17 protein-coding genes are annotated in these 24,247 nt (G+C 54.6%); 3 read left to right on the plus strand and 14 right to left on the minus strand.

Translation table 11 applies throughout. From position 1 onward, the window contains the following. Window positions 1-78: 78 nt before the first annotated feature. Entirely contained in the window at window positions 79-1,956 is a 1,878-nt protein-coding gene (locus SH573x_RS25590) for a heavy metal translocating P-type ATPase (RefSeq protein WP_479350889.1), read from the minus strand. A 372-nt stretch (window positions 1,957-2,328) separates the two neighbouring features. On the opposite strand from SH573x_RS25590, the gene SH573x_RS25595 reads away from it, so the two are divergent. Next, on the plus strand, window positions 2,329-2,901 hold the full coding sequence (locus SH573x_RS25595) for a hypothetical protein (RefSeq protein WP_479350890.1): 573 nt from the start codon (window positions 2,329-2,331) through the stop codon (window positions 2,899-2,901). 119 nt (window positions 2,902-3,020) lie between these two features. Here SH573x_RS25595 and SH573x_RS25600 read toward each other — a convergent pair whose 3' ends face one another. Next, window positions 3,021-4,661 carry a serine/threonine-protein kinase gene (locus SH573x_RS25600; RefSeq protein WP_479350891.1) on the minus strand — a complete coding sequence of 547 codons (1,641 nt, stop codon included), beginning with the start codon at window positions 4,659-4,661 and terminating at the stop codon, window positions 3,021-3,023. Between the two features lie 524 nt (window positions 4,662-5,185). Here SH573x_RS25600 and SH573x_RS25605 point away from each other — a divergent pair. Both SH573x_RS25605 and SH573x_RS25610 read left to right on the plus strand, forming a co-directional pair. Further along, window positions 5,186-5,581, plus strand: a complete 396-nt coding sequence (locus SH573x_RS25605; RefSeq protein WP_479350892.1) for a response regulator — start codon at window positions 5,186-5,188, stop codon at window positions 5,579-5,581. A gap of 229 nt (window positions 5,582-5,810) precedes the next feature. Next, on the plus strand, window positions 5,811-6,776 hold the full coding sequence (locus SH573x_RS25610; protein WP_479350893.1) for a hypothetical protein: 966 nt from the start codon (window positions 5,811-5,813) through the stop codon (window positions 6,774-6,776). Window positions 6,777-6,938: 162 nt separating this feature from the next. Here SH573x_RS25610 and SH573x_RS25615 read toward each other — a convergent pair whose 3' ends face one another. The 12 genes from SH573x_RS25615 to SH573x_RS25670 form a co-directional block, all read right to left on the minus strand. Next, window positions 6,939-9,092: a tetratricopeptide repeat protein gene (locus tag SH573x_RS25615; protein ID WP_479350894.1), complete on the minus strand. Its 2,154-nt coding sequence runs from the start codon at window positions 9,090-9,092 to the stop codon at window positions 6,939-6,941. 68 nt (window positions 9,093-9,160) lie between these two features. Next, a complete protein-coding gene (locus SH573x_RS25620) occupies window positions 9,161-10,885 on the minus strand; it encodes a CRTAC1 family protein (RefSeq protein WP_479350895.1) in 1,725 nt (574 codons plus the stop codon). After that, window positions 10,882-12,165, minus strand: a complete 1,284-nt coding sequence (locus tag SH573x_RS25625) for a tetratricopeptide repeat protein (protein ID WP_479350896.1) — start codon at window positions 12,163-12,165, stop codon at window positions 10,882-10,884. Before SH573x_RS25625 ends, SH573x_RS25620 begins: the two co-directional genes overlap by 4 nt. A 116-nt stretch (window positions 12,166-12,281) precedes the next feature. Further along, window positions 12,282-12,752 (minus strand): carboxypeptidase-like regulatory domain-containing protein, encoded by a 471-nt coding sequence (locus SH573x_RS25630; RefSeq protein WP_479350897.1) that lies wholly within the window; start codon window positions 12,750-12,752, stop codon window positions 12,282-12,284. An 84-nt stretch (window positions 12,753-12,836) separates the two neighbouring features. Continuing rightward, the gene (locus SH573x_RS25635; protein ID WP_479350898.1) at window positions 12,837-13,907 is read right to left on the minus strand and encodes a DUF1559 family PulG-like putative transporter; all 1,071 of its coding nucleotides are present in this window, start codon (window positions 13,905-13,907) and stop codon (window positions 12,837-12,839) included. 172 nt (window positions 13,908-14,079) lie between these two features. Next, window positions 14,080-15,420, minus strand: coding sequence for a tetratricopeptide repeat protein (locus tag SH573x_RS25640; protein WP_479350899.1), 1,341 nt, complete (start codon window positions 15,418-15,420; stop codon window positions 14,080-14,082). Continuing rightward, window positions 15,413-17,155, minus strand: coding sequence for a CRTAC1 family protein (locus SH573x_RS25645; protein ID WP_479350900.1), 1,743 nt, complete (start codon window positions 17,153-17,155; stop codon window positions 15,413-15,415). The genes SH573x_RS25640 and SH573x_RS25645 overlap by 8 nt, the downstream gene beginning before the upstream one ends. 129 nt (window positions 17,156-17,284) lie before the next feature. Next, window positions 17,285-18,043: a hypothetical protein gene (locus tag SH573x_RS25650; RefSeq protein ID WP_479350901.1), complete on the minus strand. Its 759-nt coding sequence runs from the start codon at window positions 18,041-18,043 to the stop codon at window positions 17,285-17,287. Window positions 18,044-18,244: 201 nt separating this feature from the next. Further along, a complete protein-coding gene (locus tag SH573x_RS25655; protein WP_479350902.1) occupies window positions 18,245-18,712 on the minus strand; it encodes a hypothetical protein in 468 nt (155 codons plus the stop codon). Window positions 18,713-18,848: 136 nt separating this feature from the next. Continuing rightward, on the minus strand, window positions 18,849-20,714 hold the full coding sequence (locus tag SH573x_RS25660) for a cytochrome c3 family protein (RefSeq protein WP_479350903.1): 1,866 nt from the start codon (window positions 20,712-20,714) through the stop codon (window positions 18,849-18,851). Window positions 20,715-20,721: 7 nt separating this feature from the next. Beyond that, a complete protein-coding gene (locus SH573x_RS25665; RefSeq protein WP_479350904.1) occupies window positions 20,722-22,623 on the minus strand; it encodes a cytochrome c3 family protein in 1,902 nt (633 codons plus the stop codon). A 16-nt stretch (window positions 22,624-22,639) separates the two neighbouring features. Next, window positions 22,640-24,133, minus strand: a complete 1,494-nt coding sequence (locus SH573x_RS25670; protein ID WP_479350905.1) for an FG-GAP and VCBS repeat-containing protein — start codon at window positions 24,131-24,133, stop codon at window positions 22,640-22,642. Window positions 24,134-24,247 lie beyond the last annotated feature (114 nt).

Here is a 24,247-nt window from a genome sequence, read left to right on the forward strand (position 1 = left end):
ACTAGCTAGAGCGAGTTCGGCGACGGCCCCTTGCCAATCATTCGTGCTTTCACCGAGGCGAGTTCCGTGGAAGCCTGCCTATTGGTCGCTGAGTATTTTCGGAGGCCAGGCGGCTCGCAGGGCGTTTAGAATGGCAGCGACGTCGATGACCTCTTGTGCGATGGCACCGGCGACCGGTGGCAAGTAACCGGCTGCCGCCAGAAACATACCCGCTATGCTGAGCGCCATACCACCTATCGCACTCTGCAAAGCGATGCGCCGCATGCGGCGACCGATATGCAGCAGTTCATCGATCTTGCGCAGCGATCCGTCGAGTACGACGACATCGGCCGCTTCGGATGTAATTTCGTTGGTGGTTCCAAAGGCGACTCCGATTGTGGCCGCAGCCAGGGCAGGGGCATCGTTGATGCCATCACCGACAAACATGGTCGGGCCCCGAGCCGATTCGCGACGTATGATCTCCACTTTTTGTTCTGGACTTTGGCTAGCGTGAATCTCGACGTCACCCAGTTGCTGGGCCAAGTAACGCACCTCCTCTTGGCGATCGCCCGATACCAACAGCGTGCGTGTGATTCCATGCCTAGGGCGCAAGTGACGAATGAAATTGCCGCTATCCTGACGGATCTGATCGCGAAAACGCATTACGCCAGCCAAGCGATTATCGACAACGATAATGCATTCCAAACCGCCGGTGCGTTCTGGCAATTGAGCCACCAGGGCTGGTTCGGATTGAGCAAGCAACTTGCGACTAGTGATCCATATGCGATGACCATCGATACGTCCTACCAGACCATTGCCGGGCAACTCCTCAACTTCGCTCGCTTCACGCACGGCGATGTTTTGGCGACGAGCCGCATCTTGAACCGCACCGCTGAGCGGATGGCGCGAGTACTGCTCGAGCGATGCGGCCAATGAGATAACTTGATCATTGGTAAATCCATCGCCTACGACCAATTCTGAGGCCGTAGGGCGACCGTAGGTCAAAGTGCCTGTCTTGTCGAACAGCGCGGTCTTCACTAGCGCTATCTGTTCCAAGACGGCGGGATCCTTGATGATGATGTTGCGTTTGGCCGCTAGAGAGATCGTGCCGATAACCGCGATGGGAATCCCGAGCAGCAGCGGACAGGGCGTGGCGACAACCAGCACTGCCAAGAACCTGATGACATCTCCGCTAGCCCACCAGGCAGCCAGAGCGATGATCAGAGCCAGCGGCGTGTACCAGGCTCCCAGCAGATCACCCAAACGCCGCAGATTGGGCTTGCGCTGAGCCGAATCCTGCATGACCTGCATGATCTTGGCGTAACGCGAATCGGCCGCCGCGCGCACGACGCGGATCTTGAGTATGGCCTGATCGTTGATCGCACCAGAAATGACCTCCGAACCAACCGACTTGGGAACGCGGTATGGTTCGCCAGACAGATACGATTCGTCCATGGCACCGTGACCTTCGATCACCATGCCATCGACCGGACAAATTTCTTTGGCTCCCACGACCAGCGTATCGCCCGGTTGGACTTGATCGAGCGAAACCTCGCGAACCTGGTTGTTCTCCAGTCGGTTAGCCACGCGCGGCATCCGCTGCGCCAGTGCGTTCAGCACAGATGAGGCATTGTGGACAGCGTAACTCTCCAGCGCTTGACCACCCGAAAGCATCATGACCACGATGGTGCCGGCCAGATATTCGCCTAGAACCAGTGACGTTACGATTGAAATCGCGGCCAGCAAGTCGGAACCAAAACGTCCGTGAATCAGTTCGCTGGCCAGTTCCCAAACCAATGGACCGCCGCCACCAATGACTGCTAGCACAAGCGGCCACTGTTGGGCTGAAAAAGGTCCTAAAGCATGTTGCCCCATCCCCCATAGCCAGAAGCCGCTGGAGATTAGCAGCATAACCAGTGCAAAGACGAACACCGTAGTTTGCCAGGTCCACTTCAGCAGTGGTGAGGCATTCAGCATAAATACAATTCCTCTTTCTAAACCGAGGGCATTAGCCCCGGTTCCTAAGCCGTGGGCGTTAGCCCCGGTTCCTACTGTCGCGTAATACACGCTGCGGCGAAGTTTGGTTATCACATCAAAGCTGTGGCTGTGGCCACAGCATTCCAAAGAGCGGGGCTAACACCCTCGGCTTAATCCGTAATGCTATCAAACTGCTGGAATTTCCGTAATGGAAAGAAAAATCCGCAAGTTCGGCGCACTTTAACAACGATAACTGGTTCTACCATGAGACATTTGTTTGGTCAGCGACCTTCGGGGCACAGACCAAGCAAGCCGGTAAGGCAATGGTTAGCCTGGTCTCGCAACTTGTTAGTCGATACGAGGGATCGATCGATGTCGCGAAAATTCGCAACTTTGACTGCTAGTCTGTTGATGTCCGCATGTGCGGTTTTTTCGACTGGCTGCATTGGTGTTCACGGTCCAAGCCTTGGGCCATTCTCGATCCCCATCCCAGTGAGTCCTTATTTTCAGGACACTGAGGAACGAGATTTCCACATCCACGAGCGGTATGCACGCGTACCGATCTTGGGACCTTTGACCTCCGGTGGACCTGCCATCGCCATCGATCCGCCGAGCGATGACGAAGTGATCCAAGCGTTGGAAAAAGCCCGTCCCACTCGAGGTGGACTGCCGCTGATGCACGAAAAGCATCGCAACAACGTCCGCATCGTCAAAGAGAAGATTGCCGACTACGTCGACCCACCGCGGTTCATTCCGCTGATCGGTATGGCAAGCCTGCACCATGCACACTACAAGTGCACGATCTACTTCAGCGAACGCACGATCAATGGCTGGCCAGTGCCTTATACACTGGAAGACAAGGAAGCGATGGAAGTGATCTACATCGACCACAACCACTTCCATATGTGCGGCAACCCAGACACTGGACCAAGCGGTCTGTACTAACCTGCCGCCGGGCTGGCACTGGCCCAAACGCCAAACCTAAAAGCACAACCATCGCAGTGGAGGCCCAACCTTCGCTGCGATTTTGTTTTTTGGCTAGTGCGTGAAAGCTCTTCGAAGGGTTACTTCTTGAGCGACTCGAGCTTCTCTCGAGCTTGGGTGACGGGTTCGGCCAGTTCTTGATTGTCTGCGTATAACTTGAGAATGCTCTCCCAGATCTCGCGGGCCATCGATGTACTGCCCTTCTGGAACAGCGCTTCGGCCTGCTCCAGTTTGGCGACCAGCAGTTGCCGCAGTTCGTCGGCATCCAGCGGCAAGGCTTCGAGTTCCGCGATGCGACGTTTGGCCAAAGTAACCACCGCGTAATCGCTCTTGTCATCGCTCAGCAAGGTTACCATGCTGCGATACATCTCGAGAGCTGTGACGCGGTCGCCGAACTTTTCATAGCGCCACGCTTCCAGGTAGCGTCGTTCGATTTCTCGATCGGGTGTGCGATTCAAGCGCGCCATGCGTTCCAAACGATTTTGGGCGTCGACCGAATCGACGAAGTCAATTTGTTCTTGGGCCCACTTGGCATCTTCGGTATCCGGGAATCGCTCGACCAGATCATGCAGATAGATCTCGCGCGCGTAATCCCAGTCGTCTTCTTCTTTGCTAGCCATCATCTGTTCAGCGCGATACCGCAACGTCTTTTGACTCAGCGGCAGCAGCAGCCACACCGCCAATGCGATACACAACACCAGCGCGCCGCCCAGTACCCAAGCGCTTTCCCAGAGCGAAAGTTCGCTTTGCTTGCGCTCTTTCTTCGGTTTGATGCCCAGGACCTTTTCCGCTTCTTGTCGATCGGCTTGCTTCAACTGCAACGGACTGAAGCCAGCTGTGGCGTGCTGGAGTACACCGACTCCGGCGCTTTGGCGGCGCTCGGCTTCTTTGAAAGCTAGCAGCAAAGCCGCCGCACCGAACGGACGTTGCCGCGGATCTTTGGCCAACAGTTGATCAATGATGGCGCTCAGCCACACAGGGCAATCCAGCACTTCCGACTGCACACTGGCAGGCGTAGTCTTCTGCAGTGCTGTCATCAATTCTGCACTATTGGCAGCCACTAGCGGTGGATGGCCCGTCAGCATCATGTACAGGACTGCACCCAACGAATACAGATCGCACTTCTCATCGGCGACTGCGCCCATGTTGAGCAATTCGGGCGCGGTAAACATGAGTTCCTCGAGCGTGGGCGGTCCGCCCCCTATGGCGGACGCAATCGCGTCGCGACGGAAGTCGGTTAGCTTTACAGGAGCTGTCTGCGGAACTTCCAGCGGGCTAGCGTTGCTGGCATCTGGATTGGCGATGATCAACTTTTCCGGACGGATACGACCATGAATCCAACCCATCAGATGGGCGTACTGCAGAGCATCTGCGAGTTGCTTGCCATAATCCAAGGCGGTATCCCAGGGCAGGCGATGACGGCGAGCTAAGACAACATCCAGCGACTGGCCATCGACCAGTTCGTAAACCAAGTAGGCGGTGCGTGAATCGAATCCGCCTCCGTAGCAGCGCACGATATGGGCGTGTCGCAGTTGCTTCAGCTCTTCTAACTGGGCCGCAAACTCCTGTCGACTTTCCGGGGTCAGTCCCAGTGGGATGGGAAAAACGCGGACAGCCAAAAGCTTGCGCTGTTCGACATGAATGGCTCGAAAGACTTGCCCGGAGCCTGTACGCTTTCCCAGAGGTGCTTCTAAGGCCAACGGACCAATACGAGACTTCATGTGCGGCGGGATGACGTTAGAAGACCAGACTCCAATGAACTATGAAAAATGATAACCCAGCCAAGCTGTCCGTACCTCACGTACTGCCAGAAATGCTGCAAAATAGCTCCGCAATTTCTGTAGAGCGGCTGTCCCCAGCCGCTCAGCACCCGGCAAATCGTTCACCTGTAACGAGTGGTCAAGTGGCCGGAAGAAACTTTGATTAGAGGGTTCATTTATTTAACGCAGAGACGCAGAGAATCGCAGAGAAGACAGCGTTTTCTCTGCGGACTCTGTGGCCTCTGCGTTTTAAAAAGGAACCAGCCGGGGCGCGTTGTCCGACTCAGGAACTTCGCCCTGCCCGACGAGGATGAGCAAGAATTGAGGCGGAAAAAGGAACGTTTGCCCGGTTTCCCGTTGGCTTGGAGCCTATCTACAACGCATAATAAATGGGTTGGTACACTGAATGCAGTCAAACGATTTGACGATGCCTGAGACTGCAATAACGGCAGTAAGCCTCAATGGGTCACACGCGGGAGTGCGCTGTGCAATTCAACGAACCACAAATTCTGATCGCTGACGACGACGCTGCCCTGCGCAGTGCGTTGGCTGAAGCCTTTCAGCGGCGTGGCTATCGCACGACTCTGGCCGGGGACGGTCAAGAGGCATTGGAGGTCGTGCAGTCGCGGATCACCTTGCACCTGGCGATTCTGGACGTGCATATGCCTCGGCTCAGTGGGTTGGAGACTCTAGAAGAGATCCGCAGACTGAAGCTGCCCAATTTGCCGTGTATCTTGATGACGGCCGAATTGAACGCAGCCATAGTCAAGCAAGCCCTGGAACTGGCTGATAGCCCCGTGCTAGAAAAACCCTTTGCCCTGCGCACGCTTACGGAAACAGTCCGCGACATCATGCACCGCGCGCATGGCTTTGCACTCTGAATAGCGAAGCGGTTTTGATCTCTGTCGTAGCGGAAGCCGTCAAGGCTTTCGAAATTGAATGAATCGGCTCGTGGATGATGGCGGAGCCCGAAATGCTTGACGCATTCCGCTACAGAGTCCTGTCGACGATTGATTGCGATGTTTGACTCCGCGCCGGCTTCGCCCGGGAGTTGCGGCGACTATAATACGGGTTTCCCTAATTGGTTCCTCTGACGGGTTCGTATTGGCAATGCCTATCCAGCTGAAATGTACTTGTGGACAATCGCTGACGGTTCCTGACTCGCTAGCAGGTAAGACAGGCAAGTGCCCCAAATGCCAGGCGCTAGTTCGCATACCCGCGTCAGGCTCGCCGGCTGCAGCCAAACCTAGTGCTGCCAAGTCCGACAACGCCAAACCTAATACCGCCAAACCGGCCGCGGCGAAACCGGGCACTGCGAAACCGGGCACTGCGAAACCGGCATCCAAACCGGCGACCAGCCCTGCCAAACCAACCGCACCTGCAGCCCGAACCGCTGCGCCAGTGGCAGTAGCTACACCGAAAATGGATGAACTGTTCGACGAAGTTGGCCTGGTACAAAAGAAAGGTCCAACCTGCCCCAAGTGTGGCGCCGGTATCGCGCGTGGTGTTGTCTTATGCACCGGTTGCGGATTCAACTTGCAAACGGGCGAACAGGCGATCGGCGTGAAATTCAACGCCGAAGAAGAAGAGTTCGACAACATGTTTCTCAAAGAAGCTGCATCGAACATGCTGCGGGAAAACGTGTCGGAAGAACGTCATGCCAAGGCCGGGTTTCCGTGGTGGATGCTCGTCTCGTTTCTCTTTGGCAGTCTGTGCCTGGGGATGGCCGGTATCATCGTGGTCGATGCCACCTTAAATGAACCGGAACCCGAAAGCACGTTCATGGGCAAATTACAGCGCGAACATTTTGGAGTCGTGGCCGGAGTGACTTTGGCGGCAGTGGGCTGCTTGATCACTTTCTTCGCTCATTTGAGCATCGCGGTGTTCGCCTTCAAGTCGAGTGTGGGCAAAGGTTTTGCAGTGCTGCTGGTTCCACTGTTCAACATGTACTATGGCATCACGACCTGGGCCGATAACAAATCGGGTATCTTTGGCTTGATCTTGGGCGGCATTATCGCCGGCTTGGGTTTCTTCTTGAACGCCCATTACGGCGGCATCCGCGGCTATTATTTCTAAGCACGTAGACGCGTCCCTTTCGGGATTAGGGCACTCATTCGCCAACGGCATCACTTCGTTCCATGCACTGGCTATGCTGCGCATTGCCAGTGCACCCCGAAGTCCTTTGAATGTCTATAGTATCCACGTTCCCGGAGCACTGTGAGTCCGGGAATAAACACGTCAAGGCAACGGTACTTGATTGGCTGTGGCCCACTCTTGAATTTTGGCGACATAGGTTGGGCCATGTTGCTGAGCCTGTACCATAGCCAGTCCAGCCACATCCGCTGCGAAACCTTTGTTACCCATGCCTAGATAACACTCGGCCAGGTTCATTAGGTCTGCCACACTCTGATGACCGGTCAACTGGGCAACTCGCTTGGCCCACGGCTCAGCTGCTGGGAATTCAGAAGTGGCCATGTAAGTCTGAGCCAGTTCGCGTAGTGCTTGCAAATTCTTGGGATCGCTCTGCAGAGCGACTTGCAGACGTTCGATGCCTGCGGGCATTTTGCCCGCGCGAATCAAAGCCGATCCCCACAATCCATTCAGTTTGCTATTGAACGGTTCAATGGCATCGGCTTGTCGATAATACTCTGCCGCCTGTTCGAATTGCCCAGCCCCCAACGCGATCCACGCCAACATCGACAGTCCGTACTGGTCGTCTGGGTCCATTTCAACCACGCGTTTCAAATACGTCTCGGCTAAAACGCGGTTGCCCAGTTTGGCATAGATGGCTCCCATGCGTCCTACGGCTTTGGCATTGTCGGGACGAATAGCCAATACCTTTTCGAACAGTTCAAGCGATTCACGATCGTGGCCTTCGCGTCGATTGTGTTCGGCAAGATTAAAAAGATCGTCGAACTCGCGCTGCTTTTGTGTGAATTGAACAAGCAGTTGCTTACCGCCGTCGACCTCTGGCGCTATACGCAAGAGTTCACGCACTGCCGCCGAAGCCGCGGTGAAGCGGCCAGCGGCAGCCAATCCTGCAGCTGTCTTTTGCCAATGATCAATCAATGAGCTTTGTAGTTCCGCCGCCCGCGACTGGGATTGGTCATCGACCTGGGACTGAAACCAGGTCAACAAAACCTCTTGCGTGGCCACCCGATCCACCGCGATGTTATGCTGCGAGCGGCGCACAGGTGGCAGGTACGCGTCATCGGCAGTATCGAAATTGACATTCACCTTGGCGTACTTCCGCATATGACACTGCACACAGCTATCGGCCACTTGAACCGGTAGACGCGGGCGTTCTGTACACGCATGCGGTTGATGGCACTGCAGGCATGATTGCTGAAAGTCCGCGCCATGGGCGGCCGAGGCCGTCAGGTGTGGATCGTGACAAGTAATGCAAGTCATTTGGCTTTTCTGAAAACACTTGCTTTGGCGCAAAGCGGTTATCTGATCAGCGACGTGGTCGTCTTCACTGTACTTGGGAGCCACGCTGCGATAGTGATCGGCCAGCACTTGTCCTGGTCGATAACTGAGGGCCGGTCCGCGATGCCGAATCGAATTGGCATGGCACTGTGTGCACACATCAATCAGTCGTTCACGCTCAAGTCCACCTGGGTACACGATGGCGCGCGACTCTGTTTCATGCGGATGCGCTTCGTGATAAGCCACATGTTCCTGGCCGGGTCCGTGGCACCGTTCGCAGGTTACGCCCAGCAACAACCCCTCGCGACGATAAGTGCTCAGCGTTCCAGGCACATGTTCAAACCAGGTGTTGTGGCACTCAAAACAACGCAGAGTCAACTCTCTGGCAAAATCAGTCCCGTGGCTACGGTCAAATCCAGCCGCCCCCCAGCAATCATCGGCATAGATCCAAGCTGCCGGTAACTCCCACATCGAATCATCAGCATGCCAGGAAAGATAAACTTCGTCCGAAGTAGTCTTAGCTCCATAAACCAAATCGATGGTTGAGTGATGGGGCGTGTCAGTTGCCCCACGCCGGGCAGACTGCAAAAACTTGCCATCATCGGTAACCGACATTAAAAAAGAAATATCCGAGCCTGGTAGGCGCAGCGTGCGTTTTTCGGGATCTGAGCTTCTGAAAACCTCGGGCATACGATCCAGTTGGGGTTGTCGACAAGTTTGAAAGTGACTGCTATCAACACACTCTTGGACGCGTTTGTCATGACAAGCAGCGCACTTTTGATAGCCCACGTAACCAGGATTCTTGACGCGCGGCATCTCGAAGGTCGTTACTTCATAACGCGCCGAGTTGACTTGCTGAGCCGGTCGAGGGCTAGACGCAGGTTGCGAAGGATTGGCGGGCGTTGGTTTACTTGATGGCTGGCTAGATGTCTTACTCGGTGGCTGGCGTGTGCAAGCAGACAAGCTGAACACGAGACCGCACAGTGCGAGGCCTGTCAAGATCCAAACGCTCGATCGTATTTGCGCGGGTCTCATCGTTCTAAGACAATTCTATGTTGACATGGTTTAGCATCGAACTGGCTGATCGTTCCCGAGGGCCAGCGAATGCTCACATGAACTTCGGAGGCATCATGATCATCGCGAGGCCACGAAAAGTGGACCAGCGATTGATTCTGCGACAAGTAGCTGCCACCACCATACACCTGCCGGGTAAGTTTGTATTTGCCTACGCTGACCTCGACGGTGGTTCCATGGGCACTGCGTGGGCTCTGCAGGCCGATGGGCTGAATGGTCAACCACTGGGTAGTCGGAGTTACATTTTCGATCAGTTTGGGTGGTCCAAACAAGGAGGTGGCCACCAAATCGAGATCGCCATCGCTATCGATATCTGCAGTGGCTAGTCCGCGGCCGACGCTAGGCGTAGTAAAAAATTCGCACTCCGGAACCAGCTTAGCAAACTTGCGACTGGCTTCGTTCGACAAATAGGCGGGCAATTGCGCCATGGTTCCGACATCTGGTTGATAGTGCACATGCCCACTATTGAAGATAATGTCTTCGTCAGCATCTCCATCAAAGTCCGCGGCGACGACGCCAAAACCCACCAACTGTAAATCGCTGCGATTGAGCCCTGCCTGGCGCGAGTAATGATGAAATCCATCGCTGCCCCGATTGAGATACAAAGCCATCTTCTCGTGTTCGAAGTTGGTCACAAACAGGTCCATTTTTTGGTCGAGATTGAAGTCCAGCAGAGCTATGCCCATACTGCCGTTGGCTACGCCCGCGTCGTCTACCGCCACTCCCAACGCGAACGCTTGTTCTTGTAGCTTTCCGTTGGTGCGGGTAAACAGAAAATTGGCAATCAGATCGTTGGCCACGTACAGGCTGACGCCGTTGCCAGGGGTGAATTCCGCTGCTACGGCGCCTAAGGATTTCGCGGCTTGAGTTGCCGGCAAGTATTCGGGCGCTGAGGCAAATGTGCCATCGCCGTTATTTAAATAAACTGTGTTCTTCTGTCCTGCAAAAACATTGGGCGAACAAACATCGTTCTGGCCTGACTTACTCTGGCAGACCGTGTGTGTATCAAAGTTCCAGTCGACGTACGAACCTAGAAAAAGATCAAGGGACTGATCACCGTTGATATCCAGCCAGGCTACGGCGGTCGTCCACGCGCGCTGGGTCAAGCCTGATTGGGCAGCCACCTGCTCAAACGTGCCATCACCCAAGTTGTGCAGCAGTTCGACACCTCCGTATCCATAAACTAAGACATCATCAAAACCGTCTTGATCGAAATCAGCCATCGATACTCCGTGTGAATGAATCCGCGAGGTATCGAAGCCGGCCGCCTGGCTGGCCGAGGTGAATTGCCAGTTGCCCAGCCCACGCACCAAATGCACGTTCAAGCCAGTTACTTGACGCGCGGCAGAGTCGATATGCCCACCGCGCGCGAACAAAAAATCGCAAATGCCATCGCAGTCGTAATCGAAACAGCCGACGCCTCCACCCACAATTTCGAGGATCGTATTCAGTCCGGCCTCACGACCATTGCTGAAATCGCAATCCTTCAATACATGGCTGGTCCGCATGGCGAACCTGGCTGGCTGGGACACAACTCGGGCGGCGGAGGCGGAGTTGGATGCAGCTTTGCCAAGGCTTTGACCATCACTAGTGACTGGTGCCGTTGGCTTGCATCCCACATGCGCAGCCCAGAGCGTTAGTGACAGCAGCAACATGAAGCGGAAGCGGACAGTCGATCTCACGGCTGGGATTCTGATTGAGTTGGTTTCTTCGCCGCTGCTTCGAACTTGGCGAGCAGCTGTTGAGCTGGCACATATTGTGGATCCAACTGCAGCGTTTCCTTGATCATTAACCGTGCTTCGGCTTCCGATTCGGTTTGCCAATACAATTCTGCCAGTTGACATCGCAGGGCCATATTTGTTGAGTCATTGTCAAGTTGCTGGCGAATCTCGCGGCATCGTTGGCGATTGAGCACCATCTGATTTTGAATGGCCGCTACTTTGTCTGCTTCTGCATTACGTTTGAGGAGCTGCAAGTGTTTGATCAACAACGCTCGGGCTTCGAAATCGCGATGATTAAACGCCAGGACCCGTTCCAGCAACTGTACCGTCCGCTCGCTTTGGTCGCGAGCATCTTCAACTCGCGCTGCCGTGATTGCCGCCCGATCGTTATCGATGTACTCGTCCAGTTCGAGATAGAGCGATTGCAGTTGGCGTGGGCGCACAGCCAGCGGCGCGGCGATTAGCTCGGCCGCTTGTTCCGGCTGGCCAAGTTCTACCAGGCAGTCGGCCAATTCGATCTGTCCAATCGCCTGGTATGTGCCGCTGTGCAGCTGGCTGAAGTTCTCAGCCGCCTGATCGAAAATGCGTTGATGATGCAGGCATTTGCCAGCCCGAAAGGCGGCGCGAGCGCTGTGCGGATTGTCCTTCAGTGCCGCGCGATAGTTTTCCACCGCGCCTGGATAATCGTCCAGGATCTCGCACAAGCGGCCCTTCAAGTAGTGAACCAGTGCCGGCGCAGTGCCCACCCGTTGCAGTTCATCGAGCACCAATTGAGCGCGCTGGAAATTGTTCTGTTGAAAAGAGCCACGCACGATCGCTTCATAGGCCTCGCTGGGCAATTCCACTTGCGACTCGTTAGCCATCAGCTTTTCAACCGCGGCGCCATCGCCAGCTTGAGCCGCTACTGTGTCCGCAAACGCTTGCAGGCTATCTGGTGGTAGAGCATAGCGCCGAGCCAGGTCCAGCAATTGGCCGGCGGCCTGCGTTTTGTTGAGTTGCAGGTGTGCACGCACAGCCAACAGTAACGCCGGTCCCTGTCGAGAGGAAAGGGCTCGAGCTCTAGAAACCCAGCGCAAGGCGGCATGCGGTTGATTATCGTGTAACGCCGAGTTCGCTAGTGAACAGCAGATTTGGGCGGGAGTATCAACGATCCAGGCGACCGCAACTAACAGGCACAAGGCAATCAACAGCAGTCGGCCACGCGACAGCCGAGTTACATTTTGAGATGCAAGCGATTTCACGAGAGACTCGAACTTACCGCGCCTGGAACCATCGAAGCTTACGCTTTCTTAAGTATATAAAAAAAGCGAGGCCCCTTCATCAGGAGCCTCGCCATTAATTGAGTTGAAATGTTGGTTTACAACTCAAAGGTAAAATCGTTGGCTTCACCTTTGACAACCGTGCGCACGAGTCCGCTTTCGCCCGGCTTGCCATATTTGTCCGGCAGCAAGTCCTTCATCACTTTGGCCATTTGGTTCTTGCCTGCAGCGCCCATCATTTGGCCGTACGCTTCGCCATATTGCCCTTTACTGACATCGATTTCAGACGTTGAAATCTTGCTTTGTTGCTTGGCAATCGTGACCACGTAGTCACCAGGAGGGGCGCCATCTCCAGTATTGACCGTGGTGAGCTTAAAAGTACCGTCCGCCTCGGTTTTTGCACTCGCTGACCGACCACCGCTCTTACTCAAAAACGTTACCACGGCCCCGTCAACTGGCTTCCCGCTCAGAAGCACTTTACCTGATGCAGGAACCGGTGGATTCGCACCGCCACCACAACCTGTTACACAGAATGCGATCACGGGAATCAAAAGCATCAAAAACCGCACGTAAACATCTCCTCTATAAGATCGCCGGCGCGCGCCAAACGCGTCGCCGGCAAATTGGTTGATAAACAATCCCCTCGACAAAACTTACTGGTAGTCGCCCGTAGGCTCACCGTCGTTACGCGATCCCAAACGTTGATAGGTGGTGTAGTCGATCGATTCCGATAGGAATGTGACCGATCCATCACCCAACACGAACTGTGCACCGCCAGTATGATCGGACTTGTACCCGCCCGAGGTCATCCAAACGTTGAACGAGTTGCAATTGTTCGAGTTGTCGTCAATGCCTTGCTTGCGGCAGGTATTGAAGTTGATCTTAGGCGTCGTGGCAGTCCACTGACCGTTGGAGTTGTACCAACCGCCACCACCGCGATGGTGATCATGACAGCTGGGCAGAATTTCTCCACCAGCGATCGTGTTGGAAGTGCCGTCAACCAAATCGCTGAACTTGGCCGACCAATCGCAACGACTGATAACACCACTGATGTTGGCGCTCTGAGCATAAGGTCCGGACCAACCGTGACCATTGGCACCGTTGTTGAACAGATTACCACCTATGATACCCGCAGATCGCGTGAGATAGGTATTGCTGGGGTGAACAGCGCACCAACCACCGTTGGCATCCATGTTGTTGTTTCCAATGGACAGCGAGTAGTTGTACAGGTGATTCTGTTGCGACAACACGCGGCCTGAGGTACCGTCGCTGGGGCAGCGGTACACCGACATGGGAACATTGCGCATGTCAACGCGAGGTGTCGTGGGCACAGGCTGTCCAGGACCAACACCACCGTTCAACTGAGCTTCGACGTCGTACTTGAAATCGATCGAATTGAAGAGTGCGTTTTGCTCAATGTAAGGTAGCAACTTGACCAGTGTCGTTCCTTTGCGGTGGTTACCTGCCTCCCACAAACGACGTGGAGCGACTTCTTTGGGGTCGTCGTCAACTGTGCCGTTTGGATAACGCTTGTAAGCGCTTTCGTAGTTGTGAATCGCCAGACCAATTTGCTTCAGGTTGTTGGAACACTGCATGCGTCGCGCAGCTTCACGGGCTGCTTGGACTGCTGGTAGGAGTAAACCCACCAGAATGCCGATGATGGCAATGACCACCAGCAATTCGACCAGCGTAAAAGCTGATCTCCGATCAGAACCTCGCTTCATCACATCCTCCTGCCCTCGACTGGGGCAAATGAAAACCAAAAGGTCAGAGAAAAAAGAAGGCGGATGCGATTGTACAACTCGCCAATGGGGAAGTAAACAACTTTATTTTGTAAATATGGTGAAACGTCACAGCCATAAATGCTCAAATTAACGCGTTGTTCATTAACCTACCCTATGGCTGCGAATTTAGCCTGTTAAGGGCAGTTTTCGCTCCAGCGAGGTCTGGGGACAATCCCAGTGCGGCGGTATACCAGCTCCGTGCTAACTGCGTCTTGCCGAGTTTTTCAGCCATCTGCCCCAGCTCAAATCGCAGCTGGGCGTCCTCAGGCTGAGCCATGGCACTCTCGTGCAATTTTGCAAATTTCAGCACGTCATCCTTCAATTCCGTTGCCCGCTTGATCTCTTGTTGCCCATGTTCGTTGTCGCCTTTTCCCATCAGAGCACGACCATACAACAGTCGTGGCTCATGATCAAAAGGAGCCGACTTGACCAGCGGTTCTAGCACTTCCACGGCAGGCAACCATTGGCGCTCCGTTACATACACACGACCCAAAACCAATACAGCGGTGCGCTGATTGGTTGAATGGGCCAACGCATCTTTGGCCAGTTCCACTGCGCGATCAAATTGTCCTTCGCTTTCCGCAATCGTAGCCTGTGTAGCCACGACGGCAGGAGTAGTTGGACAAGCAGACAAGACTTGACGCGCTTCATCGAGCTTGCGAAGCACGCATAAACATTCGGCTTGCTTAACAGCCACAAATATCTTCAAGTTCTCATCAAGCTTGCGATTCGATACCTCGCGATAATCGCGCAGGGCCTCTTCGTACTGTTCATACTCTTGATTGATCTTGGCTGACAGCAGCAATGAGTTCACATCACGCGGGTCGAGTTCGCCCACAATGCGCAAATGCCTGGTCGCCAAACGCATCGATCCGGTGTCGTAATAGACGACGCCTAACCAGCGCTGAGCGCGCACGTGTTGAGGATTGATCGCCACTGCATTTTGAAAGGCAGCGAGCGCTTCGCTCAATCGATTCTGCCGCTGAAAGACTTCACCGGCGATAACGTAGGATTCGGCCTGCATGACAGGTATCGCGGAGATATCTTCAGCGATGCGAATGGCTTCATCGAACTTGCCCTCGCGAATCAGGACAAGTCCTTGGATGGCTTGTGCCAAAGCACTGTACTTGGGACTGGCTGCCAACTCTTTTTGAATGACTTCGACCGTCTTGGCGTCGCCACGATCCAGCGCTTGAGTAGCTTCACGAAATTTCAAGCCTTCCGGTAAGCGATCGATTTCATGAGTGAAAGGTGAAGCGTCTGGGCCAGCGCCAGGTAACGAGTCCGGCGGAACGGTCGCAGTTTTGCCCGCCGCAATTGCCGCGATCTGGTCTTTGGTCTTTTGGTCCACTTGGGCTGGGGGCGTTTGCCGAGCAGGGCATCCAACCAGCAGTAGCACACCCAGCGCGCTGAGGTTCCGCCAGGCGCATGCACAATTTATAAGGCTATTCATGGGATTGTCTTTTCTGTCCACTGCCCTCTCGCAAGAGGTTGACTTGATTGGGCTGGATCACGAACTGTTCGTTTTGACCGGTGGGCCAAACGACTTCGACGCTGGCGTCAGCTGCTGCATTTGCGCTGCCGCGGGGCCAATAAAACAGTGGCCGCAGATCGCTTTGCGATAGATAACTGCCGCCACCACATACGAATTTGCATTGCACAGGTTCGTGTTGCTGCAAAAGCACGCTGGCTCCGATGCCGTCTCGATTGCTCTGGACACCCACCAACTGCACGCTAGCCCAGTTCATCTCAGCAGGACTGGGCGCAGCTATCACTTCGACTGGGTCCTCCAAGTTAGAGAAGACCAGGTCCGCAGCTCCATCGTTATTTAAATCGCCCGCAGCCAAACCGCGGCCAGTCCTAGCTTTGGTAAAGCAGTCGACGTTGATCTGACGCCGAAAGGTGGCCCCGCGTTCATTCTGCAATAACAGTGGCACTTGCCGATAAGGCGCAAAGGGCGAAGCATACGAAACATGGCCATTGGCAATCGCTAAATCCAATCGGCCGTCAAAGTTGTAATCCAGACTCACCGCTCCGAAGCCCACGAAAGTGGCCTCGTAAGCTGCTAGCCCCACCTGACGACTGGCAAACGTAAACAGTCCTTGACCATCATTACGATACAAAGCCGTCAGTTCGCGTTCAAAGTTGGTCACGAGCACATCAGGCAAGCGATCGGCATTGGCGTCCAGAACTACCAGCCCCATGCTACCGGTACTGATACCTTTATCATCGCCCGAAACACCGGCCAGCACCGCGGCATCACTGAACTTGCCCTGACCATCATTGAGGTACAAAAAATTGTCCGTCGTATCGTTGGACACATAAATGTCTACGTGGTGGTCAGCATTCAAGTCACAAACGATGACACCCAGTCCTTTGCCATTCTTCTCGATACCGATGGCGGAGGTGTCGGCCCGCAGCGGCATTTGGCCATCGTTGAAGTAGATCACATCTTGGATACCGGTGAAGTCTTTAGGTGTGCAGACTTCGCGTTTTACATCGCCTTGACCCGCACACTGCGGATGATTCAGCCAGCTCCAATCAACGTAATGCGCTACATAGAGATCGAGGTAGCCGTTGCCATCCAAGTCGGCCCAAGCCAGGCTAGAACTCCAATTGATCGGAACGTCGGCCACCAACGGCCCCTGTTCGATAAAGGTGCCATCTCCTTGGTTCTTCAGCAACTGTACTCCACCATAGCCACTGACCGCCATGTCGCTGAAACCGTCAGCATCGAAGTCGCCGGCTGCGACGCCATGCGTAAAGAACCGTGCGGCCAAAGCATGAGCCGCATTGGTCACTGCAGCGAAGCGCCAATCACTGACATTGCGAAACAAGCCACTTGGCAGCGCGGTAACTGTTTTATTTCTTAGATCGCCACCACCGGGAAAGAACAGATCCAAGCGACCATCCGCGTCGTAATCCACCATGCCCACGCCACCCCCGAGCGACTCGAGAATGGCGTATTCGCCCGCTGCACGTCCATTGCTGTATCGAAAGGCGATGCTCGTTTGAGCAGTTACATCGCGAAACGCTTGTGAACCTGCCGCCGGCTCTGCTACTGAGAGAGCGGGAGGCGGCGGTTGGCCAGGCTGATTACTAGTCGACGGAGATAAACTTGCGCTCGGCTTCGGATCAGGTGCCGACCTCTGGGTGCACCCCAACGTAACCATACAGAAAGTGACCATGCAAAAAGATATGAGCCAGATGGCCCGCTGCCCATGCCGGTACCCATACCAGCAGGGGCGGTTGGCATTCGCTAGACGCGCACGCATACCCATGGAAATGATCAGTCAAGTTAGTATGTGCGCGCTGGATCAAGCGATCGCTTCGTTGGTCGCAACTGGTTTCTTGCCTACCATCATCAGCAACACTACAGTAATCACGGCCAAGACTGCAAACCAAATGAAGGTTAAATCCAAACCCATCGGAGGAAAGTAGGTTGTGTTGGTCTTGGGGGAAATGACGGCCGCCACTGTGGGCACCAAGACGCCTGTCAACAAGCCTGCCAGCGGTACAGCAAGCGCCTTCTGGCGATCTTCAGGCAGCTTGCGCATCCACAACAAGGCCGATACAGGCAACAGCAGAATGGCGCTACCGACGCCGAAGACCACGGCGTCGCAAAATAGTGGTCGCATCTGATCGCTGATCAGCGGAAGAGGATATTCCAAGTCAAGATACTGACGCAGCACCAAACTGATGACACCTGAAATGGCACCGGCCACCACGCCAACCCCCAACGTTACCCCGGCTGTTGACAAATGCCTGCCGAGACTGCCTGCATAGAGCAATGCGCCCGAGAGGCCAATGCCTAAACCTGCCAACGAAAACTTCAACAGCGTATTCTTCCACTTATTGGCTACCTCAACTGCGTGCAACTTGGCTTGATCCTCTGGCGGACTGAGTGCGCCAATGTGAATCATGTCGTCGGGAATGCGCCACACAATGGGCGGATAGTTGTATCCCAACCAACCCACAATACAGGCCACACCTACCGCTAGAATCCACGCACTTAACCCTGGGGAAGTAACCGGCAATTGAGGCTCTGTAGAATTCGGCGAGTTTTCAGTTGCCATGGCAATCTCCTCTGAGGTTTTAAGCTTCAATAAATATGAGGGATTTGAAAGCGCCGCAAAAACTAGCTACGGCACAAATCGGACGCATTCTGACAGAATTGCCCAGCCATGTAAACAAATTTTCAATCGCGCTTATACAACTTTCTGCCCGATATCAATCAGCCAGATAGGCTGACATGTCAACCAAGGCAACCCTCCCAATCATCTCAGACGCTGAGTACTCGACACATCGCTGGCTATGAGTAACACAGCGATTAGCAGCATGCAGGCTCCCGGCGGCAAGAGCAGTATGCCCAGTCCCGGATCGCCTGAATAATGGATCGCACCCCCCATTAAAAATCCTAGGGGCATGAGGATACCCGCACCAATTAAACATACCGATCCCCACGCGCGTTTCGCACTACTGGGAAGATCGAGTTTGCTGAGAGTGAACGCATAGGCCAAATGCACCAGGCTGAGCAACGTTCCGTGACTATGGGCCAAAGTCCACATCAAGCGCCGCGTATCGTTGCTTACGCTTAAGTACCACTGAATCTTGAACCCGTGCAAGCTCTCCAGCACAATCCCCAGCGTCAAGAACACAAGTAGCGACCACCAGCCGATCCGCAAGTGCCTCATGCACAACTGGTCAGCATCCAGCAACTTCGGGCGAGCATTTTTCTCATTCACAAGACTTGATCTCGATTAGTTTTCCAGCGGTTCCTTTTGCTCCGCAAAAGGAACCGCATGTCAAAGGCGCAACAGGTAAGTAGAGGCTAAAAATGGGAGGAATAAGTGGCTTGCCTTTCGCGGAGCGAAAGGAGACTTATTCATACAACGTAATGGGTTGATGGTCACGTTGCTTGAGCAGGTGTTCGACCAGTTCGACCTTCAACTGATTGTTGTCGTTCAAAAACTCCTTTAGCGCATCGCGCTGGCGCAGTTCGTCTTGAGTTCCAACAACCACTTCACGAGCCTGCGGTGGCCGGTCATCTGGCGAGACCAAATAATCGAAATCTGCCACATCGATTCCCACTTTCTGCAGCGAACGCCACGCATTGTAACGCACCATCGAGTACGGATCATCCAGCAGAAGTGTCAAGAAATTTGCCTGCCATTTGCGTCCAGAAGCTTGTCCAGCCGCATCCCAACCGCAACTCCAGGCCGCCAGAACTCGCTGCAGCGCATTGCCTTTGAGCAACCACAGCACACTGGCTGCGTACTTTTGTTCATCTTCACCCAGTTTCGCCGGTGCCTGGCCGTACCAGGACTGCAAGTGTTCATTGGTCCATGCCAGGCTCTTGTCCAGATGGCATTGGTTACACGCATTGGGGCGACCACTGGCAACGCTCGAAGTCAGATTGGGCGAATCGATGCGATGACTACGAATCGCATTAAAAAGCGCGTAACTGGTGTGTGGCATGTGGCAGTTGTAGCACAAGCTACCACTGGAATCAGCCGCATGGTGCGTGTGAGCAGGAATGTCCTCAGCCATCGATGGGTGACATTGCAAACACGCCTGATTGCCCTGCATCTTAGGAGCTAGCTGTTTATCAGGCGAGCTGTTATGCATCGAGTGGCAAGATAAACAACTCATCTCGCCCTTGAGAAAACAAGCGGATTCAATCAGGCCATTGTATTCGCGACCACCTACGCGAATCGTGCCATCGGACCAGAAGCGGACATCTGACTGGTTGTGTGGATCTGCCAGGTGAAACACGCTTTGAAAATCACCGCCAGCGCGATATTGGTTGTAGGGTGTCGAGGCTTCATCATCAAAACCGCAGTGGCACTGGCCGCAAATTTCCGAAGCCTTGGCATGACTGAGCCGCGCGGGATTGACGATCGTCGGATCGGACTGTTGACTGAGATGCTGTGCGTAACGCGTGAGCGGATTGCGATGTCGCTCGACATGCTGCTTGCCCGGACCATGGCACGCTTCGCATGAGATGCCCAACTCAGCTACCTGACTTTGCCAGTTGCCCGGATCATAGCCCACGTCGCCCGCCACACTGTGACACAGAATGCAGCTGTTATTCCAAACTTGCCCATAACGTTTGGAGTGTGGTGGCAGAATAAACGAATCGCCATTGGGTATCCAACGCTGCGAATCAATGTGGTAGACCCAGGGAAAAATACGCACCTTGTTACCATGTTCGCTGGGAACCCAGTACGCTTGCAAATGGTGCGAACCGGTGGTCATCACAATAGGCAAGCGTACCCGTGGTGCTTCGGCAGACTGGCCCTGGGCGATGCCATCTTTGTATTGGCTGGCTTCCCAATCGGGATCAGGCAGCTCAGCCACAAACCACTGGCCCTGTCGCTCGACTTTGTAGCTGCCGTCTTTCGACGATAGCTCTCGCCCATCAAAGGGAGCCAGAACGGATTGGTCAGAGGCCAATTGCGTCATCGTACGATGGTACGACTGGTGCCAGGAATCGTAATGTGGAATGTGACAACTGCGACACTCGGCCGAACCTGTGAACTGATCGCGACCAACCGTCGGCACCTCTTGCTTGAGCTCTTGCAAACTGGTATCCGGAGGCATCCACACCACTGACGCGCCCAAGCTCAACAGTGGAATCGTCAGCAACCACCAGCGCAGTTTGCCCAATTGGGCAGTGACCAACCACAACACACCAGTGGTCAGCATGGCTACCAGCAGAAACAGACTAAGTTCAATGTCTTGCATGGCTCCATCACTCAGGTAGAAACACAGGGCGTCGATCTTGAGCCTTTAAAAGTTGTTCCAGCTTGCCACGATCGAGTTGTCCGGTCTGTGGATCTTGCAGCAGTCGCAACCTGCGCGAGCGAGCGTCATCGCTATCAACTGTACTCTTGGCTTTTTCTGCCCAAGCCCGCTGCACTTGCGATTGCAATTTGGCTCGATCTTCGAGCGGTCCCACATAGTCGAACTGCTTCTCGGCGAGCACAGCTTGCTCGGTCAGAACCTTACCAGCCACATAGCGCACGACGGCATAATCATCGACCAGCTGTTGAGCCAAAATGGGTTCCTGCCACTGATCACCGGCGGCCTCGCGTGCTGGCTGCCAACCCGCATGCCAGGTGGCCACGGCGCGCTGCACCGCGTCCCCCTTGGTCATCCACAAGACGCCCGCCGCGATCGATTTCTCGTCTTCGTCCAGCGAAGCAACCGGTTGTCCATACCATTGATTCAGTTTGTCTGCCGCCCAAGCGACCGATTGATCCAGGTGGCACAGGTTACAAGCATTCGGTCGATCGCTTTCCGATTTATGCACCACGCGTGGTGATAAGACACGATGACTGCGAATCGCTTTTCGCAATCCAAACGATGTGTGCGGCATATGGCAGTTGTAGCACTGACTGCCTGCCGAATCAGCCGCATGATGCGTGTGAGCCGGCAGGTCGGCTTCGTATTTGGAATGGCACTGCAGACAGGCTTGGTTGGACAGCATGTCCTTAGCCAATTGATCGTCGGGATCACTGGAATGCGACGAGTGACAGGAGATACAGGACATCGGGCCGCGCTGGTAACAAGCTGATTCGCGCATCGCCGAGAACTCGCGCCCGGCCATCCTGCCTGTGCCATCGCTCCAGTAACTGGCCATAGCCGTCAGGTTATTTTGAGCTTTGGCGTCTGCGTAGGAAACGAGTTTATGCGATGCATTCAGATCGCCACCAGCCCGATAGGTATACCCGGTTTTGGCAAAAGCTTGCATATCATGCGGTTCAAAATAACTGTGGCATTGACCACAAATCTCGGCCGATATGCGCGGCTCACATGTGGCGGGATTGATCACTGGGTCTTTCTGGCCCACAGAGGCTAACTTCTGATCGTGAAAAGCAATGTGAGACTTGCCGGGCCCATGACAGGCTTCGCACGAGATCCCCAGTTCAGCCACTTCCGAAGCGACCTTGATGTTGTGTAAATCGAAATTGGGATTGCCGGCAACCGCATGGCATACGAGGCAGTTGTCGTTCCATACAGCCAAATGACGCGGCGCGTCGGGCGGTGCAATAAACAAATCTTCGCGAGGCACCCAACGTTTATCATTGATCAGATACGCAAAGGGAATTTCACGCAGCATGTTGGGCACGCTGCTGGGAATCCAATAACCTTGCGTATGATGCGAACCGGTGGTCATTACCACTTGGCGTTTAACAATCGGTGGATCGACCTTCGACAAATCGAGTCCATTGGCCTGAGCGCCGGCCTCCCAATCCGCATCGGCCATCGTCACAAAGAACTTATCCTCGTCACGCGTCAAGTAGTATTCACGTCCGCGCGAGGCCAAGCGCACATTGTCAAACGGTGCCAAGACAGATGCGGGTGAGGCAACCTGAGTCATCGTGCGATGGTAAGAGTCATGCCAACTGGCATATTCGCCTTCGTGGCATCGTCGACATTGGTCCGAGGTCACGAACCCATCACGCTCGGCGACCCGTGGTAGCGCCTGGGCCTGCGTAATGGCTTCGGGTTTAAGTTTGTCTGGCTGCTTGCGATCGACCGATGGCTGTGGCAGAGGCGTTGGTTTTTGCAACCGACTTTGGTAGGCCAGCGTCCCTACCAGGCACGTGACGGCCAGAATAAACAACGATTTTCGCCATGCGCCATTCATAACGCTTTGCTTTCAACTATTTCTGCCACCAGATTGTCAGATGCGGTAGCTTGGCCGCTGGACTACCTGGCGCGTCGGTATCAAACAACTGCGTTCCGATCGCCAGGTCTGGCTTGCCGTCTTGATTAAAATCCGCCACTGCCAATGCAGGATAACGCGCATCGCCTCGGGCTAATACATGGGGCATAAAGTGCAACGTCGAGGTCTGCTCTAAAATCACAACCGACACAGGCTTGAGTTCCGCCAGCGTTTCAGGATAGACGATCGTAGGCAGATTAGCCACAGCGACGATATCCAAGTCACCATCGCCATCGATATCTGCGGTCACGGCCCGGTAAGCGCCAGGCAATTCCAGCAGTCGATGTGAACGAAATTTTAAATCTCCCGTGTTCTCGAGCAACTGAATGCCATGTGCCGGATTGGCAAAGTTATTATCAAAGCAATCGCCATTGACATATAAAATATCTAAATCACCATCGCGATCGAAATCGCCACTTTCCAACCCGACTGATCCAAAGGTCAGGTCCGTCCCACTGGCACCCACATAGCGATCAAACTTGCGGTCGCGATGAACGAAGATCTCCAAGCTTTCAAATTCCTGGCTAATCAGACCTGCAAAGTCGAGCATGCCGTCTCTGTTCCAGTCGTGTGGCAGTAACTCCACGGTTCCTGGCCGCATATCCAATGTCTCGCCGCTGAACTTCAACGAGCTACCGGTGCCCAGGTGGCGATACAGGTGAATACCGCCAGTCAGACGATGGCCAAACTCGGCTACCAACATGTCAGCCTGGCGATCGCCTGTAAAGTCGGCCACGACCACATCGGCGACGCGCCCCAGACCTTCAATCAATACACGCGGTTCCGCGGATGGATCTTCACCGGCTTGAAACAGCAAGACCTTACCCAGGGCGTGATCATAGGGACTGAAACTGCCCAGTTCGGCCACCACGATTTCATGGCGACCGTCTTCGTCGAAGTCACTAATGGTCGCCCGCGCTGGATGTTTGGCGCGGCCAATCAACTTACGGGTGCTCTGCATGCGCACCGGTACAATCTGATTGATACTGCCGTCGCGCATATCAGTGACCAGCAGATAAGCTGGCTGGTCACCAGCAGCCGATATCCAGCGGACAGATGAGATCGCTGGCGAGACCGAAACACCATCACGCCAGGTAATGGGTTCTATGTCAAAACGGTTCAGCCACGGCGCATCAATTTCCGGTGGGCGTTGAAACTGCATGGCCGGGGGCGCAGCCGGGCGATAGAGTTTGAGCACCTTTTCGAAAGCCGGGGGCACCAGATCGTTGCGACCCGAACGTGCGTAAAATTCATAGCCTTTATGAATTTCGTCGTACCACGCTTCGCGCGTGAAACTCGTCGGCTGAGGCAAGCGATGGCAATGGCCGCAAAAGTCCTGTATTTCGGGCGGCGCTTTGAACTCCGCTGGCGCAGCCATGTCGGTTGTCGCGCGATTCAGTTCTTCCAACTGGCGATGCAAGTCAGTGGCCATCGGCGATCGATCCGTACATCCCGACAACCAGGCAAGCGCCAGAAGCGCGAGCCATCTCAGATGCCGGCGACACGACCGGCTGATCACCGCAGTCCAGAATTGCGCAAGAGAATA

The sequence above is a fragment of the Rania fehmarnensis genome (assembly GCF_056494185.1).